Below are 15,954 nucleotides of genomic sequence, written 5' to 3'. Positions count from 1 at the left end.
AAACAAACAAGATTTTGATATTTTTGTCTTTCAATCCGATTAAATCTGTGGTATTGAAAGATGTTCCATATGAGTCTTTCTAATGTGAGTTTGGTCGCTTTTCATTATAAGTCATATGGGACTTTTTGTGTATACACTCAAAAAGCCCTATAATATCTGAATGAGATTTACCCACTACAGATATTATAGAGCCAAAATACCATGTGAAATATTTGAAAAAGGTAAGAAAATCTATCTCATTGTCTTAGATGATGTTTAAAGTCAGTTTCAAGACTGGCTTTTTATATTGACAATTTTACAAGTGTCCTTTATAATCAAAAACAGACTAAAGGTCTGTTTTTGATGTTGGAGTAAAAAAATGAACCAAAAAGAAAAATCATTGCAAACGCAATTAAAAATTAAAAAGGCTGCCTTAGATTTATTTACCCAAAGAGGCTATAAGGAAACTAAAATGAGCGATATTGTCAGTAGTTCTGGACTTTCTAAAGGAGCGGTTTACCATCATTTTAGGAGTAAGGAGGAAATTTTAGAGCAAGTCATAACTGAGGAGACGGAGGCTCTAAATCAAAAAATGGCCACATTAGCGGAGCAAAATTCTCAGTCGGCCAAGCAGCGATTGCTTAGTCTGATTGATGAGCTGATTAACCATCAAATGCTCCAAAAGCTCACTAGAATCAATTGGGCTGAAAAAGTCCCATTTGGTCTGTTGTTTACGCTAAGAAATACGGTCAATAAGCTTGCGCCTTTTGTTGGAGAGATGATTGAACAAGGCAATAAAAATGGAGAATTTTCCTGTCCATATCCTTTTGAGACGGCTAGTTCATTTGTGATTTTGCTGGATGTGTGGCTGGATCCGACCATTGCGGATTCGTCGAATGAGAGTATTTCTCAGAAGATTGATTATCTAGCTTATTTTTTGACGAGTCAGCAACTTCCTCTTCTTTCAGATGAAAAGTGTTGGGAGCTTAAAAAGCGTGTGCTTAGAAATCAAAACAAAAAATAGTAGGAAGAAAAAATATGAATAAATTTTTGAGAGTGCTGTTTGTGCTAGTCATTGCTGCAATGCTTGGCGCAACGGTGCTGCAGCTGTTTTTTCCAGATTATATGGGAAGGCATTCAGGTTACGGCATTGCGCACAGTTGGCAGAGGGAAATCGCATTTTGGGATATTGCTGTGATCATTATTTTACTAGCGGTGAATATCAAGTATGATTGGTTTTATTTAAGGGCGGTTTTATTAGCCTTGATTGTGGGAGGAGCTTGCATTGGAACCAATCATTTAGTGCATTTTTTACAGACGCAGTCGTTTGTAAATGGTCTTGGTGCAGCAGAAAATTATTTGCTGGTTGTGGGCTGGTTGGTTGGCTGGTGGATTGAAAAGAGAGCTAGAAAGAGCAAGAACAACGGCTGATTGCTAGGTATTCTCAAGAACATCGTTGACTATAAATATGTTACAATGATAAGGCTGATATGCTGGAAAGGAATGCTATGGCTAAACAAATAAAGGGTAGTTTAATGGTGCTGGCAGCAGGGATTGCTTGGGGAATTTCAGGTGTGTCAGGTCAGTATTTGATGGCGCATGGTATGAATGTTAATCTGTTGACTGCTTTGAGGCTCTCACTGTCAGGTCTATTCTTACTTGGACTAGTGTTTTTCAAACAAAAAGCGGCGTTTTTAGCGATGCTAAGAGACCAAAAAGCTCTTTTGAGACTTGTGCTATTTGCCTTTTTAGGTCTTCTCATGAATCAATACGCTTATCTAAAAGCGGTTCAAGCAACAAACGCAGGTACAGCAACGGTTTTGCAGTATACAACACCGATTTTTATTTTGACTTATGTCTGTATCAGGCATAGAACACGACCGACAGTCATTGAATTTTTGACGATCGCTGGTGCAGTTATTGGAACCTATCTGATGGCAACCCATGGCCAATGGAATAGTTTAGCTATCACTCCTGAGGGGCTTTTCTGGGGTTTGCTCTCTGCTGTGTCCTGCTCACTTTACATTTTGATTCCAGTAAAACTTATTCAAAAATGGGGAAGTCTTCTTGTTATTGAACCAGCCATGCTGATAGGAGGCAGCTCTTTTTCAATCATGACACAGTGCTGGCAATATGAATGTGTTTTGACGTTCGATAATACCATAGCATTTTTTGGCCTGATTGGAATTGGAACCATTTTTGCTTATACCGTTTTTCTTAAGGGAACCTCTATTATTGGCGCAGTGAAAGGGAGCTTACTGCCATCTGTTGAACCTATATCTTCTGTTATCTTTGTTGTCTTCTTTATGGGAGAGATCTTTTATCCTGCTGATATCTTTGGAATTATGCTTATTATTGTCTCTGTAAGTCTTATTTCTATTAAAGATTTATTGCGTTTAAAGAGAGATTCGCTGTTAAGCAGGGATTGAATTGAGTGAAAGATTTTTTAATAATGCTGCAGAGCGCATTTAAAATGCAATTATTCCCTTTTTACAAATAAAGCGAGCAAATTTTGCTTGCTTTTTCTTATATATTATAATCAATACAAATAATAAAAACAGGAAAATTACAAAATGAAAACACACACGACTTTTCAAACGGGAAATCCTCAAACAAGGATAAAGAAATCATTAGAAAAATCAGCTCCTATTTATCGTTTCTATTCTCAAGAACATTTGGAAGCAGATCTACATAGTCATAAAAATCAAAGGGTTAATGATAAACTAATTCACACGTTTGATGATGTTCAACTATTATCAGAAGGAGATTTAATTTACAGTATGATTACAGGACAAGGTGCTATTGTTTCGAAAGAACATGCTGACTATTTATTTACTCAGAATTTTGTTAAAATTACCCCTCATAGAGGTTTATCAAAAAAATATTTACTTTATCTTTTGAATGAAAGTAAAAACGTAAAAAAACAAATTGTGCTTAATTTGCAGGGAAGTCTTGTTCGGAAAGTAACCATAAGTGTTTTAAAAGATATTGTATTGCCCCCGCTTCCTAATTTAGAAAGGCAAGAATTGATAGGGGGTCTTTATCTAAATCAACTCAGGTTAGAGACTCTAAAAAAAGAAAGGCGAAAGAAAGAGCACATGCTGATGATGGAGAAGTTAAAGAGGATTGTAGATGAAATATAAAATTATTGGTGAGATTTTACCGTATTTCAAAAAACTAGTTGATCTAGACAGCTCTATCTCGGATGTGGCGATATTTGAGGAAGGGTTAAAAAAGCATTTAGTGAAACAAAAACATGAAGATGTTCTCATTTACTTTGATAAAATTACTGAAATCATTTCAAGTCCAGATTATGTAGGGATAAACCCTAGAGAAAATAATGAAAGTATGGAGCTGATTAAAAGATATGATTCTAATGTTTTATTGGCCTTAAAAATTGATAAGAAGAATAATTGTTATTATATTCCAACCATGTATACTGTTAGTGAGTATAAAGTGAAGCAGCGTTTATATAGTGGGCGATTGAAAAAAGTTGACAGGTCATTCAAAGAATAGTAGAATGATAATAGAAATGGAAGTCGAGGGCAGAAAAGGTTCCTGCCGCACCTGAAAAGGTATCTGAGATGCTGGGTACGCCGACCAGCCGTCTTCCTAAATTCTTAGCCGTCAACTTCGTTGGCGGTTTTTTCTTGTATTGAGGTTTTCTGCGATTTTCCAGAAATACGAAAAAACGGCGGAAGTTGGGGGGCTAACGGATGACGAATACACCAAAACTAAGATTTCTAGGATTTACTGACGCATGGGAACAGCGGAAGTTATCAGAGTTAACAACAATGCACGCACGGATTGGGTGGCAGAATCTTCGAACATCTGAATTTTTAGATGATGGAGAGTATATGTTAATTACAGGGACGGACTTTAAAGATGGAACGATAAATTATGAAACTTGCCATTATGTTGGTAAAGAAAGATATGAGCAAGATAAACATATACAAATTAGTAACGGTAGTATATTAATTACAAAGGATGGGACACTTGGAAAAGTCGCTTATGTACAAGGATTAACAATGCCAGCAACACTCAATGCTGGAGTATTTAATGTTGAAATAAAAGATAAAAATGAAGTGGATGAAAAATATCTCTTTCAGTATTTAAAAGCTCCGTTTTTAATGGCTTATGTGATCCGAAATTCAACAGGTGGGACAATAAAACACTTAAATCAAAGTATTCTTGTAAATTTTCCAGTAGCTTTATTAAATAAAAATGAACAAAAAGCTATCGGCACTTTTTTCCGTCAGTTGGATGAGCTGCTTACCCTTCATCAGCGTAAGTTTTGGTGTTTATTTTCTATTTTTATTCATATTCCGTGAAAAGGCTCAAGTATTATTTTTAAAAAAATAGAAAAAATAAATAAAATAGGTAATTATTTCCAAATATTTGAAAATAATAATTATTTAGGTTATACTATTTTTGAGGTAACGATTATGAACTATATTCAAAGACCGCTTTATTTAGAGTTTCTAAGAAGACATCGTGATCGCCAAATTATCAAAGTGGTTAATGGTGTGCGCCGTGCAGGAAAGTCTGTTCTGTTTCAGCTTTTTAAAGAGGAATTGCTTAAAGAAGGTATTGCAGAGGAGCAAATTATTTCCATCAATTTTGAGGATTTGACTTTTTACGACCTACGTGATTTTAAGGTCTTGTATTCTTATATCAAAGAGCGTTTGGTTGAGGATAAGAAGCACTATATTTTTTTAGACGAAATTCAGCATGTCAATCAGTTTGAGCTGGTAGCTGACAGTTTATTCATTGATCCCAATATTGATCTCTATCTGACGGGGTCAAATGCCTACTTCATGAGTGGTCAGTTGGCGACGAACTTAACAGGGCGTTATGTTGAAATAGAAGTTCTGCCTTTGTCTTTTGAAGAATATCTTACTGGAAAGAATTTATTGGAACAAAAAAGCAGAGCAGAACATTTTAATGATTATCTGTTTAGTGCTTTTCCTTATCTGCTACAAACGGCAACTTATGCAGAGAGAATCGACTATCTAAGAGGTATTTACAACTCTATATTGTTGAATGATATTGTATCACGGCTGGGAAATCCGAACCCTGCTGTGATCGAGCGCATTGTCCGAGCCCTTCTTAGTAGTGTAGGAAGTCTTGTTTCTACGAATAAGATCCGCAATACCTTGATTAGTCAAGGTGTCTCTTTATCACATGCCACTTTGGAAAACTATTTGACAAGTCTGACAGACAGCTTACTTTTTTACGCTGTGCCGCGTTTTGATGTAAAAGGGCGTGCCTTGCTGCAACGGTTGGAAAAGTATTATGCTGTTGATTTAGGTTTTAGAAGGCTCTTGCTGCCAGATCACAAAGAAGACATCGGTCACATGTTGGAAAATATTGTTTATCTGGAGTTGCGACGCAGGTATCCTCATGTTTATGTTGGAAATGTGGATAAATATGAAGTTGACTTTGTGGCGGTAACCGACCTTGGTCATTATGTTTATTATCAGGTGAGTGAAACGACACTTGCACCAGAAACTTTAGAAAGAGAACTTCGTCCGCTGGAGGAAATTAAAGATCAGTTTCCAAAATACCTTTTAACAATGGATACCATTCAGCCCTCTGCAAATTATAATGGAATAGAGAAGAAAAATATTATGGATTGGTTGTTGGAAACAGGTATCAAAGAGAGTTGAGAGATATAGAATCGTATAGGGAACCTGTACGATTTTTAATTTTTTGACGAACTGACGCATGGGAACAGCGGAAGTTGGGGGATATAGGAAGTACATTTACTGGATTATCTGGTAAAACAAAATCAGATTTTGGTCATGGGGACGGTCGTTTTGTGACATACATGAATGTATTTCTTAATCCAGTTTCTGATCTTACCAAGATAGAAGCTATTGAAGTAGATGAGAAGCAAAACGAAGTGAGATATGGAGATGTATTTTTTACAACTTCTTCAGAAACACCAGAAGAGGTTGGTATGTCCTCTGTATGGCTTGGAAATACTGAAAACATTTATCTTAATAGTTTTTGTTTTGGTTACCGTTTAACTGATAGAATTGCACCCTATTATATGGCCTATATGCTTCGTTCAGCAGTGGTTAGAAGAAAGATTGTATATCTTGCACAAGGGATTTCAAGATACAACATCTCTAAAAATAAGATGATGGAAATAGATGTTCCATTGCCAAGTTATTCTGAACAAGAAGCTATCGGTACTTTTTTCCGTCAGTTGGATGAGCTGCTTACCCTTCATCAGCGTAAGTTAATTTTGAAAGAAAAGAGGGAAAAAGTGCAATATTTTCATGATTATTATAAAAATTGGATAAGGATTTATAAAGAAGGGGCTGTTCGACCGATTACTCTGGCTAAATATAAGATGACACTTCAATGGTTACATCGGTTAGCTCCTAAGTTGGAATTACAACAATTGGATAGGATAGCTTATCAAGGGTTGTTAAATGCTTACGCCCTTGAGCATGAACGTCAAACAACGATGGATTTTCATCATCAATTAAAAGGTGCAATATTAGACGCTTTAGATGATGGCATAATAGATAAAGATCCAACTCGCAAGGCTATTATTAAAGGAAAAATGCCGACAACCAAACGGACAAAATATTTGAGCCAATTTGAATTGCGTTCGTTGTTGACAGCGCTTGATTTAGGAAATGAAGTCTCTTGGGATTGGTTTATTTTATTAATTGCTAAAACCGGTTTGCGTTTTTCAGAAGCTTTGGCATTGACTCCGCAGGATTTTGATTTTAGCCATCAGGTGATTACCATTGATAAAACGTGGGACTATAAAGGTAGCGGAGGTTTTTTACCAACGAAAAATAGATCTTCTATCCGAAAAGTTCAAATTGATTGGCAGTTAGTGATTCAGTTTTTTGAATTAACCAAGGATTTGCCTGAGGATAAACCCATTTTTGTTTCAGGCAAGGTGTATAATTCTACTGTTAATGATCGATTATTTAGACGCTGTCGTGCGGCAAAAATTCCTGAAATCTCAATACACAGTTTAAGGCACACCCATGCCTCTCTCTTGTTGTTTTCAGGTGTTTCAATCGCTAGTGTTGCTAGGAGATTGGGGCATGCCAGTATGACCACGACTCAAAAAACGTATTTACACATTATACATGAACTAGAGAATCAAGATATTGATTTGATTATGCGTTCATTAACAAGTTTAACTTAATAAAAAAACGCTGATGAAGCTTGAACCAGCAGTTAGCTGGTTTTTGATTCTCATAAGATACGAAAAGTCAAGTGAGGGAAATAGAACAGGTCTTTTATAGTTATTTAGTTTATAACTAGTATTCCTAGCCTAGTCTGCCTTAGGTGGTCGGCACGCCAGCAAACCTGCGCTTTCATGGCTAATGGAAAGCCAAAAGTCTTTCCATTTACCTGAGAGTGGGACAAAAGTCTCTAGGATTGTCATATAAATAGCCGTAACAGTTTGACGCAGTGGTTGATTGGAAGTCCTCATCCCTTGCTTTGCAAGTGATAGCGGTCTACCTAATCAACTGTGCGGGGGTGGGACTACAAAATCGATTTCTACGAAATCCCGATTCGCTTTTTAGTTTTTTAAGCTCATGAAGAAAACATCCACTGAATATTTTCTTTGTCCCACTCCCTTAGGCCACTACGGCGACCGGCTTTAGGTACAACTCCGTTGTTTCCCGCAGATTGATAAAAAGTTGTCTTTACTGTTTCAAAATGAAATGACTATAAAACAAAAAATATCTCTGTCTTCTATCTATTAGAAAACGGAGATATTTTATTTATGTGCATACAGTGCTTTGATTTTTAAATAATTCTGCCGTTGCCCTTATCGTCAAAATTGATTGTAAGGGTTGTATTTGACACACGAGCACCTGTATGAGGATCGTAGTAATGAATCTTACCATTTTCGGTGATAAGTTCACCCTTGGCTTGTTTGCCGTTCTTATCAAAGTAAACTTTTACATCGTCAATGGTTTGTTCACCTTTTAGGATACTGCCATCAGCATCTACATAGTACCAATCATTACCAACGTTGACGTACTGCTTTCTATTCGTCCGTCACTTTTGTCAATTTACCTGTCTCATCAGCGCTATAGGTGACTCCTTCATAAGTGAAGATACGGTTGGTAAGGATAGCGGCATAGGTATTACCGTATTTTTCATGGAAATCAGCGAAATATTGGTTGCCATCAACGGTGAATAAACTTTTAGAACCAACAAAGGGATTATTTTCTAGCCAACCGCTTTCATTAAAGTAGTAGAGTTTGCCATCAATTGTTCTGAAACCATGGACAACATGCCCATTTTCGTCAAGATAGATATGGACAGTCCAGTTGTAACCCCTCAAGTACATCAATCTCAAGGTTCCCCAGTCCTTGTAAACCTTGGCTCCGTCTTTACCATAATAACTCAAGCTGCCATCAGGATTTTTAAGGGTGTCTTCAATGACTTCGTCAGGTGTAAAGTAATACTCTTTACCATCAAGTGTCAAAGGCCCTTTGTAAATATTGCCATCATTATCGTAGTAGTACCAGACTTCATCGTAAGTACCATCGACATAAGTATTTCTGTAGACTTTTCTCAGTTTGTTGTTCCAAAGTTCTCCAGAATCTGGGTGGAAATAATATCCCTTACCATCAATAAGGACACGACTGCCTTTTGTTTGGAGACCATTGTCATCAAAATGATAGGTTTTACCATCAATGGTTTGAAGACCGGTTACCTTATCTCCTTTGTCATTGACATAGTACCAGTGGTTATCGCCTGTACTAACAAAGCGACTAGTCCACATAGCCCCAGTATCTGGATCGTAGTAGTGACCATCACTAGCAAAGGTGCCCTTAACTTGCACACCATTTTGGTCGAAGTAAACTTGCACACTATCAATGGTTTGAGCTCCGTAGAGTTTGTCACCATTTTGATTGACATAATACCAGTTGCCATCAGCTTCGACATAGCGGTTAGTTAACATGGCTCCCGTGTCTTTGTCGTAGTAGTGACCGTTATTGGCAAAAGCTCCTTTGACAAATTCTCCATCTTGATTGAGGTAATGCCAAACTCCATCCACTTCAATAGGACGGTTGACCCACATAGCCCCAGTGTCTTTGTCATAGTAGTGACCATTGTCAGCAAAAGCACCTTTAACTTGTTTACCGTTCTTATCAAAGTAAACTTTTACATCGTCAATGGTTTGTTCACCTTTTAGGATACTGCCATCAGCATCTACATAGTACCAATCATTGCCAACATTGATGTACTGCTTTCTATCCGTCACCTTTGTCAGTTTTCCTGTTTCATCAGCACTATAGGTGATTCCTTTATAAGTAAAGATACGGTTGGTAAGGATGGCCGCACGGGTATCGCCGTATTCTCTATAGAAATCAGCGAAATATTGGTTTCCATCAACCTCAAATAAAGGTTTAGGACTGCCCGGAACATCATCTCTTAGAGAGCCATATTCATCAAAGTAGTACAGGTGACCGTCGATATTCCTAAAGCCGTGAACGACATGGCCGTTTTCATCCAAATAGATTTTTGGCGTCCATAAATAACCCCTCGTGAACATATATCTAATGGAACCCCAGTCATTATAGACCTTAACACCGTCTTCATTATAAAAACTTTCGGTGCCATCAGGATTTTTAAAAACTTTCCATCTGACTTCGCCAGGTGTAAAGTAATATTCTTTGCCATCAAGTGTCAAAGGACCTTCGTAAATATTACCGTCATTATCGTAGTAGTACCACAATTCATCGTAAGAGCCATTGACATAAGTGTGCCTGTAGACTTTTCTCAGTTTGTTGTTCCAAAGCTCGCCAGAATCTGGGTGGAAATAATATCCCTTACCATCAATAACGACACGTGCGTCTTTTGTTTGGAGACCATTGTCGTCAAAATGATAGGTTTTACCATCAATGGTTTGAAGACCGGTTACTTTATTTCCATTTTCATCAATATAATACCAATGATTGTCGCCTGTACTGACAAAGCGACTGGTCCACATAGCCCCAGTATCTGGATCGTAGTAGTGACCATCACTAGCAAAGGCGCCTTTAACTTGCACACCATTTTCATCAAAGTAAACATGGTCGCCATTGATAGTTTGGGCACCGGTTAATTTTTCTCCGTTTTCATCAGTATAGTACCAGTTGCCCTGTTCATCACTGTGATAGCCTTTAGCAGCAGTTTCATTGGCAGTTGTTTCAGTTGAAAGCGCATCACTTGGGGAAGTCTCCTTATTGCTTGATTCTGCTTGAGTCTTATCCGTATCAGACTCAGAAGAACTAGCGGTCGTTTCACTTATGACCTCGCTAGAGGCTTCAGGTGCGGATTCGGATGTTTCTGATGTTTGAGAAATCGTGTTATCAGTGTCCTTAACCGAACTGTTTTCACTTGAAGGAACAGTTTTGTCATTATTTGTTTCCGCCGTAGTAATAACCTCTGTTGAAGGGGTTGTAGCAGTAGCTTCCGTCTCCGCAAAAGCTGGTTGGGAAATAAGGACAGCTGCTGTTAAAGCGGTTACACAAGATAGGGTAATAACGTATCTCTTGGCATATTGCCGAGATAAAAATTTCATATCTTTCATCATTTTGTCTCCTTTCACTTTAATTATAGAACAAAAATTAATTATTGCAAGCGCTTTCGTAATAAAAACTGATTATTTTTACAAAATCCTAACTTGAAGCACTATCTTCTAAGTATTTAAAAAAAGAAATAACAAATCTTTTCAGTTGTATGATAAAACTAATTCAGAATTTTTATTTATACAGATTTGGTCATCCTCCTTAATGTCTAGATTCTCCATAGAAACTTACGAAGTTAACCTGCCTCTTTTTCAACTCAATTCAAATTAATTTTGTTTCTAACATGGAAAAGTTTTTTGAGCATAAAAAAACCTCCTCGTTTTTAGTTTACTCAAAATGGGGAGGTATCTTCGGTTCTTATTTTATGGGTGCAGACCAATTGGCTAATCTTAGCCAGTTCTTTTATTATAAAAAATTAATTGTTACCAGTACTATTATAATTTTTACGATTAGATTGAGGTGGAAGCTTGCGAATTATCTGCAAAAGATTACTATACAAGTCTCTTTGAAAATATTGATAAAGAAATAAAGTTAACATTTGTATTTAATTAATTTTTTCCCCCATCTGAGGGCTTTTTCTTTTTTCAGAAGCTTTGCTATTTCCCAAAAAGATAAGGAATTATGCTATAATAAGGGGTAAAAATTTAATTTGGAGACGATTTTTGAGTATTGATGATTACAGGCCCGATTTCATGGTTGAGGCTGTTTATGACTTGAGGGCTAATAGCCTGCGCGAGCAAGGGATCCGTGCAGTTTTGGTGGACTTGGATAACACTTTGGTGGCTTGGAATAAACCAGACGGAACGCCTGAACTGCGGGCTTGGCTGGACGAGATGACAATGGCAGATATTCCAGTAGTTGTTGTGTCCAATAATAAACATTCCCGTGTGGAACGTGCAGTGGCCTCTTTTCATGTGGATTTTGTCAGCCGTGCCATGAAGCCTTTCACGCGCGGAATCAATAAGGCTATTGAACGTTACGGTTTTAGCCGTGAGGAAGTCGTTATAGTTGGTGATCAGCTCATGACAGACATTCGTGCGGCTCATCGTGCTGGTATCAAATCTATTTTGGTTCGTCCTTTAGTAACTTCAGATGCTTGGAATACCAAATTCAATCGCTGGCGCGAACGCCGTATGTGGAAAAAACTTGAAGCTGCCTACGGGCCTATGATTTACCAAAAGGAAATATAATGGAAGCATTATTTTGTATCGGGTGCGGTGCCCAAATTCAAACAGAAAATAAAAAAGCTGCTGGCTATACACCTGCTGGTTCTATTAAAAAAGCGGAAGAAACAGGTGACCTGTACTGCCAGCGCTGTTTCAGGCTCCGCCATTATAATGAAATTGTAGATGTCCACATTACCGATGACGAATTTCTAAAGCTTTTGCATGAGGTTGGCGACAGTCAGGCTCTTGTGGTCAATGTTATTGATATCTTTGATTTCAATGGATCGGTTATTCCGGGTTTAGCTCGCTTTGTTTCTGGCAATGACATTCTCTTGGTTGGCAATAAAAGGGATATTCTGCCTAAGTCTGTGAAAGACAGTAAGGTTACCCAATGGCTGACTGAGCGTGCTCACGAAGAAGGGCTGCGTCCACTTGATGTGATCTTGACTTCTGCCCAAAACCATCAGGCGATTAAAGAGCTGATTGAGAGAATTGATACACTGCGTAAGGGACGTGATGTCTATGTTGTCGGTGTAACCAATGTGGGAAAATCAACCCTCATCAATGCCATTATCAAAGAAATTACAGGCAGTAAGGATGTCATCACCACCTCTCGTTTTCCGGGAACAACTCTTGATAAGATTGAGATTCCGTTGGATGATGGCAGCTATATTTTTGATACGCCGGGTATCATCCATCGCCATCAGATGGCTCATTATCTGACTGCCAAAAATCTCAAATATATCAGCCCTAAAAAAGAAATCAAACCAAAGACCTACCAACTCAATCCTGAGCAGACCCTTTTCTTGGGCGGTCTTGGACGCTTTGATTTTATTTCTGGCAATAAGCAGGGCTTCACAGCTTATTTTGATAACAACTTGAAGCTGCACCGAACCAAGCTAGCAGGAGCTGACATCTTTTATAACAAGCATGCAGGCAGTCTCTTGACACCGCCGACAGGTAAGGAAGTGGCAGATTTTCCAAAACTAGTTCGCCATGAGTTTACCATCAAGGACAAGATGGATATTGTCTATTCTGGTCTGGGCTGGATTCGCATCAAAGCTAGTCAGGATAAACCTGCACAAGTTGCTGCTTGGGCACCAGACGGTGTAGCAGTTGTTCTTCGCAAGGCTTTAATTTAAAAAAGAAATCAAAAAGAAAGGATATCAAATCAGATAATTGCTGATTTGAATACGGGCTAAGGATTGTGTGAAAAGGCTGTCTCCTAGGAATCGAAATTTTCTGCTGACCTTCTCTTTTCACTCTACCTGATGCCCTTTATATCATTATTATGTTAACATCTAAACAACGTGCTTTCTTAAAATCAGAAGCACACAGTCTCAAGCCGATTGTTCAGATTGGCAAAAACGGTCTCAATGATCAGATTAAAACCGGTATTCGTAATGCGCTGGATGCGCGTGAACTTATCAAAGTTACGCTTTTGCAAAATACTGACGAAAACAGTCATGATGTTGCTGAAATCTTGGAAGAGGAAATTGGCTGTGATACCGTTCTCAAGATTGGCCGCATTCTCATTCTTTACAAAGAATCAGCTAAAAAAGAAAATCGCAAACTTTCGCAAAAGGTCAAAACTCTACATAACTAAATACCAAACGAAGCAGCAGCTCTGCTATTTGAAATATAGGTAAGACCCTAAGCATTTGGAGGCACTATGGCACTAGAATTACTAACTCCCTTTACAAAAGTTGAATTAGAACCAGAAAAAAAAGAAAGCAACCGCAGGCAGGTCGGCATTTTAGGCGGTAATTTCAATCCTGTCCACAATGCCCATCTGCTTGTTGCCGATCAGGTACGCCAGCGGCTGGGTCTGGATCAGGTCTTGCTCATGCCCGAGTACGAGCCGCCTCATGTGGACAAAAAGGGCACCATTGATGAAAAACACCGTTTGAAAATGCTGGAGCTGGCCATTGATGGTGTTGAAGGTCTGGCCATTGAAACGATTGAGTTGGAACGAAAGGGAATCAGCTACACCTATGACACAATGAAGATTTTAACAGAGGCTCATCCTGATGTGGATTATTATTTTATTATCGGAGCTGATATGGTTGAGTATCTGCCCAAATGGCACCGCATTGAAGAATTGGTGGAACTGGTACAGTTTGTTGGTGTTCAGCGCCCCAAATACAAGGCTGGAACCTCTTACCCAGTTATCTGGGTAGATGTTCCGCTCATGGACATTTCTTCCAGCATGATTCGTGATCGAATTGCCAGCGGCTGTGTCCCCAATTACTTTTTGCCTAAGGCAGTGCTGGACTATATCAAAGAGGAGGGACTCTATCTATGACCTACCAAACCTATCTTAGCCTTTCGCGTTCGGAATTGTTGGAAAAAATGCAGAGCCGTATGGGTAAGAAACGTTTTCAGCACTGTCTAGGTGTTGAAAAAGCTGCTAAGCACTTAGCAGAGCAGTATCATTATGATAGTGAAAAAGCTGGTTTAGCAGGTCTTCTCCATGACTATGCCAAGGAGCTGACAGATGAAGAGTTTTTGACTCTGATTGATAAATATGATCTTGATCCCGATTTGAAAAATTGGGGCAATAATATCTGGCATGGTGCTGTCGGTATTTATAAGATTCAGGAAGATTTGGGGTTGCGAGATAAGGAAATTCTGCGAGCTATTGAGATTCATACAGTGGGCTCCAGCCAGATGTCGCTTTTGGATAAGATTGTTTATGTAGCAGATTATATTGAAGATAATCGACAGTTCCCAGGAGTTGATGAGGCTAGAAAAATTGCGGAGCAGTCGCTGGATAAGGCAGTGGCTTACGAAACAGTTCATACCGTGGAACATCTAGCTCATAAATCTCTGCCCATTTATCCTAAAACCATTGAAACCTATAATGCTTTTGTAAATAATTTGAAAGAGGATTAAATTTGACCAAAGAAGAACTTTTAACATTAGTCGTCAAAGCTGCTGATGAAAAGCGAGCTGAGGATATTGTCGTATTAGATTTGCAGCCGGTTACAACAGTGGCGGATTATTTTGTCATTGCAAGTTCTACGAACAGCCGTCAACTGGAAGCTATTGCAGATAATATTCGTGAAAAAGTCAAGGAGGCTGGCGAAGATGCCAGTCATATTGAAGGCGACAGCAAGACCGGTTGGGTACTCATTGATCTCAACAGTGTGGTCGTTCATATCTTCTCAGAAGATGAGCGCCAGCATTACAACCTAGAAAAACTTTGGCATGAAGCACCGCTTGTGGATGTGTCAGCCTATCTAGGATAGAAAACAGCCTTGCCAAACGGCAAGGTTTTTGAAAAAATCAGAAAAGCCAGCGATCCCTTAACAGCATGTTTCGTTGTATTGAAATTTTTAAGAAAGGATAAAAGGCGAGCTAAGCGAGCCTTACCCGAAAAAAGATGATAAATTACCAAAAATTCGCTGCCATTTATGATAGTATCATGGACGACTCGCTCTATGATTTGTGGACTGACTTTTCGCTACGTCATTTTCCCAAAAAGAAAAATGCTAAGCTCTTGGAGCTGGCCTGCGGAACAGGCATTCAGTCAATTCACTTCAAACAGGCGGGCTTTGATGTAACAGGCTTGGACTTGAGTGCGAACATGCTGGCCTTAGCGTGCAAACGAGCTGAGGCGGAACGCCTAGACATTCCTTTTGTGCAAGGTAACATGTTGGATTTGTCGTCTATCGGCAACTTTGATTTTGTAACCTGCTATTCGGATTCCATCTGCTACATGGAAGATGAGGTGGCTGTCGGCGATGTCTTTGCGCAGGTTTACCAGCATCTAAATAGCGGTGGGACTTTCATCTTTGATGTCCATTCGACCTATCAGACAGACGAGGTTTTTCCAGGCTATTCCTATCATGAAAATGCGGAAGATTTTGCGATGGTCTGGGACACTTATGAGGACGAAGCGCCGCATTCTGTTGTGCATGAACTAACCTTCTTCATTCAAGACAAAGATGGCCGCTTTACCCGCTATGACGAGGTTCACGAAGAACGCACCTACGACCTCTTGACCTACGATATTTTACTGGAGCAGGCAGGTTTTAAGAATGTCAAGGTTTACGCCGACTTTGAAGATAAGGAACCGACAGCAACAAGCAAGCGCTGGTTCTTTGTGTGTGGGAAGTAAACAAAAAGTTTTACGATGCAGAATTAATTACTTGATACTCTTTGAAAATCAAAACTATACGTCGTTGACTTCAGTTTGCCGTACGCCAGTACAGCCTGCGCTTTATCGCCTAGTC

General features: G+C 38.9%; 17 protein-coding genes and 1 pseudogene. 16 read left to right on the top strand and 2 right to left on the bottom strand.

Features of this window, described 5'->3' with window-relative positions:
* The first annotated feature begins 358 nt into the window (after positions 1-358).
* From ACVRZ8_RS02760 to ACVRZ8_RS02720, 9 genes and pseudogenes are all read left to right on the top strand, one after another.
* The gene (locus ACVRZ8_RS02760) at positions 359-1,003 is read left to right on the top strand and encodes a TetR/AcrR family transcriptional regulator (protein WP_447447800.1); all 645 of its coding nucleotides are present in this window, start codon (positions 359-361) and stop codon (positions 1,001-1,003) included.
* Positions 1,004-1,017: 14 nt separating this feature from the next.
* The gene (locus tag ACVRZ8_RS02755) at positions 1,018-1,410 is read left to right on the top strand and encodes a hypothetical protein (protein WP_447447799.1); all 393 of its coding nucleotides are present in this window, start codon (positions 1,018-1,020) and stop codon (positions 1,408-1,410) included.
* 77 nt (positions 1,411-1,487) lie between these two features.
* Complete coding sequence (locus tag ACVRZ8_RS02750; RefSeq protein ID WP_447447798.1) at positions 1,488-2,408, top strand: DMT family transporter; 921 nt, start codon at positions 1,488-1,490, stop codon at positions 2,406-2,408.
* A gap of 144 nt (positions 2,409-2,552) precedes the next feature.
* Entirely contained in the window at positions 2,553-3,122 is a 570-nt protein-coding gene (locus tag ACVRZ8_RS02745) for a restriction endonuclease subunit S domain-containing protein (RefSeq protein WP_447447797.1), read from the top strand.
* Positions 3,112-3,495, top strand: a complete 384-nt coding sequence (locus ACVRZ8_RS02740; RefSeq protein WP_447447796.1) for a PBECR3 domain-containing polyvalent protein — start codon at positions 3,112-3,114, stop codon at positions 3,493-3,495. The genes ACVRZ8_RS02745 and ACVRZ8_RS02740 overlap by 11 nt, the downstream gene beginning before the upstream one ends.
* A gap of 200 nt (positions 3,496-3,695) precedes the next feature.
* On the top strand, positions 3,696-4,310 hold the full coding sequence (locus ACVRZ8_RS02735; RefSeq protein WP_447447795.1) for a restriction endonuclease subunit S: 615 nt from the start codon (positions 3,696-3,698) through the stop codon (positions 4,308-4,310).
* A 114-nt stretch (positions 4,311-4,424) separates the two neighbouring features.
* Positions 4,425-5,648, top strand: a complete 1,224-nt coding sequence (locus ACVRZ8_RS02730; protein WP_447447794.1) for an ATP-binding protein — start codon at positions 4,425-4,427, stop codon at positions 5,646-5,648.
* Between the two features lie 68 nt (positions 5,649-5,716).
* Positions 5,717-6,217: pseudogene (locus ACVRZ8_RS02725) on the top strand (restriction endonuclease subunit S); the annotation flags it as partial.
* A 15-nt stretch (positions 6,218-6,232) separates the two neighbouring features.
* Complete coding sequence (locus tag ACVRZ8_RS02720) at positions 6,233-7,159, top strand: site-specific integrase (RefSeq protein WP_447447810.1); 927 nt, start codon at positions 6,233-6,235, stop codon at positions 7,157-7,159.
* Positions 7,160-7,770: 611 nt separating this feature from the next.
* On the opposite strand, the gene ACVRZ8_RS02715 is transcribed toward ACVRZ8_RS02720, so the two are convergent.
* Positions 7,771-7,959, bottom strand: a complete 189-nt coding sequence (locus ACVRZ8_RS02715; RefSeq protein WP_447447809.1) for a hypothetical protein — start codon at positions 7,957-7,959, stop codon at positions 7,771-7,773.
* A 55-nt stretch (positions 7,960-8,014) separates the two neighbouring features.
* Positions 8,015-10,555 (bottom strand): glucosyl transferase, encoded by a 2,541-nt coding sequence (locus ACVRZ8_RS02710; RefSeq protein WP_447447793.1) that lies wholly within the window; start codon positions 10,553-10,555, stop codon positions 8,015-8,017.
* A gap of 657 nt (positions 10,556-11,212) precedes the next feature.
* On the opposite strand from ACVRZ8_RS02710, the gene ACVRZ8_RS02705 reads away from it, so the two are divergent.
* The 7 genes from ACVRZ8_RS02705 to ACVRZ8_RS02675 all read left to right on the top strand — a co-directional run bounded on the left by ACVRZ8_RS02705 (position 11,213) and on the right by ACVRZ8_RS02675 (position 15,839).
* The gene (locus tag ACVRZ8_RS02705) at positions 11,213-11,740 is read left to right on the top strand and encodes a YqeG family HAD IIIA-type phosphatase (RefSeq protein ID WP_447447792.1); all 528 of its coding nucleotides are present in this window, start codon (positions 11,213-11,215) and stop codon (positions 11,738-11,740) included.
* On the top strand, positions 11,740-12,858 hold the full coding sequence (gene yqeH, locus ACVRZ8_RS02700) for a ribosome biogenesis GTPase YqeH (RefSeq protein WP_447447791.1): 1,119 nt from the start codon (positions 11,740-11,742) through the stop codon (positions 12,856-12,858). Before ACVRZ8_RS02705 ends, yqeH begins: the two co-directional genes overlap by 1 nt.
* A 149-nt stretch (positions 12,859-13,007) precedes the next feature.
* Positions 13,008-13,322 carry a ribosome assembly RNA-binding protein YhbY gene (gene yhbY / locus ACVRZ8_RS02695; protein WP_447447790.1) on the top strand — a complete coding sequence of 105 codons (315 nt, stop codon included), beginning with the start codon at positions 13,008-13,010 and terminating at the stop codon, positions 13,320-13,322.
* A 66-nt stretch (positions 13,323-13,388) separates the two neighbouring features.
* The gene (locus ACVRZ8_RS02690; RefSeq protein WP_447447789.1) at positions 13,389-14,021 is read left to right on the top strand and encodes a nicotinate-nucleotide adenylyltransferase; all 633 of its coding nucleotides are present in this window, start codon (positions 13,389-13,391) and stop codon (positions 14,019-14,021) included.
* A complete protein-coding gene (gene yqeK, locus ACVRZ8_RS02685) occupies positions 14,018-14,611 on the top strand; it encodes a bis(5'-nucleosyl)-tetraphosphatase (symmetrical) YqeK (RefSeq protein WP_447447788.1) in 594 nt (197 codons plus the stop codon). The genes ACVRZ8_RS02690 and yqeK overlap by 4 nt, the downstream gene beginning before the upstream one ends.
* 2 nt (positions 14,612-14,613) lie before the next feature.
* Positions 14,614-14,967, top strand: coding sequence for a ribosome silencing factor (gene rsfS / locus ACVRZ8_RS02680; protein ID WP_447447787.1), 354 nt, complete (start codon positions 14,614-14,616; stop codon positions 14,965-14,967).
* A 134-nt stretch (positions 14,968-15,101) separates the two neighbouring features.
* Positions 15,102-15,839: a class I SAM-dependent DNA methyltransferase gene (locus ACVRZ8_RS02675; protein ID WP_447447786.1), complete on the top strand. Its 738-nt coding sequence runs from the start codon at positions 15,102-15,104 to the stop codon at positions 15,837-15,839.
* The last annotated feature ends 115 nt before the right edge of the window (positions 15,840-15,954 follow it).

It is taken from the genome of Streptococcus dentiloxodontae (assembly GCF_053206925.1).
This window is presented reverse-complemented; position numbering and strand designations above follow the sequence as displayed.

Excerpts from the sequence above, each read along its gene's own strand:
- ACVRZ8_RS02760 (WP_447447800.1), top strand. The coding sequence starts at position 359 with ATGAACCAAAAAGAAAAATCATTGCAAACGCAATTAAAAATTAAAAAG.
- ACVRZ8_RS02755 (WP_447447799.1), top strand. The coding sequence starts at position 1,018 with ATGAATAAATTTTTGAGAGTGCTGTTTGTGCTAGTCATTGCTGCAATG.
- ACVRZ8_RS02750 (WP_447447798.1), top strand. The coding sequence starts at position 1,488 with ATGGCTAAACAAATAAAGGGTAGTTTAATGGTGCTGGCAGCAGGGATT.
- ACVRZ8_RS02745 (WP_447447797.1), top strand. The coding sequence starts at position 2,553 with ATGAAAACACACACGACTTTTCAAACGGGAAATCCTCAAACAAGGATA.
- ACVRZ8_RS02740 (WP_447447796.1), top strand. The coding sequence starts at position 3,112 with ATGAAATATAAAATTATTGGTGAGATTTTACCGTATTTCAAAAAACTA.
- ACVRZ8_RS02735 (WP_447447795.1), top strand. The coding sequence starts at position 3,696 with ATGACGAATACACCAAAACTAAGATTTCTAGGATTTACTGACGCATGG.
- ACVRZ8_RS02730 (WP_447447794.1), top strand. The coding sequence starts at position 4,425 with ATGAACTATATTCAAAGACCGCTTTATTTAGAGTTTCTAAGAAGACAT.
- ACVRZ8_RS02710 (WP_447447793.1), bottom strand. The coding sequence starts at position 10,555 with ATGATGAAAGATATGAAATTTTTATCTCGGCAATATGCCAAGAGATAC.
- yqeH (WP_447447791.1), top strand. The coding sequence starts at position 11,740 with ATGGAAGCATTATTTTGTATCGGGTGCGGTGCCCAAATTCAAACAGAA.
- yhbY (WP_447447790.1), top strand. The coding sequence starts at position 13,008 with ATGTTAACATCTAAACAACGTGCTTTCTTAAAATCAGAAGCACACAGT.
- ACVRZ8_RS02690 (WP_447447789.1), top strand. The coding sequence starts at position 13,389 with ATGGCACTAGAATTACTAACTCCCTTTACAAAAGTTGAATTAGAACCA.
- yqeK (WP_447447788.1), top strand. The coding sequence starts at position 14,018 with ATGACCTACCAAACCTATCTTAGCCTTTCGCGTTCGGAATTGTTGGAA.
- ACVRZ8_RS02675 (WP_447447786.1), top strand. The coding sequence starts at position 15,102 with ATGATAAATTACCAAAAATTCGCTGCCATTTATGATAGTATCATGGAC.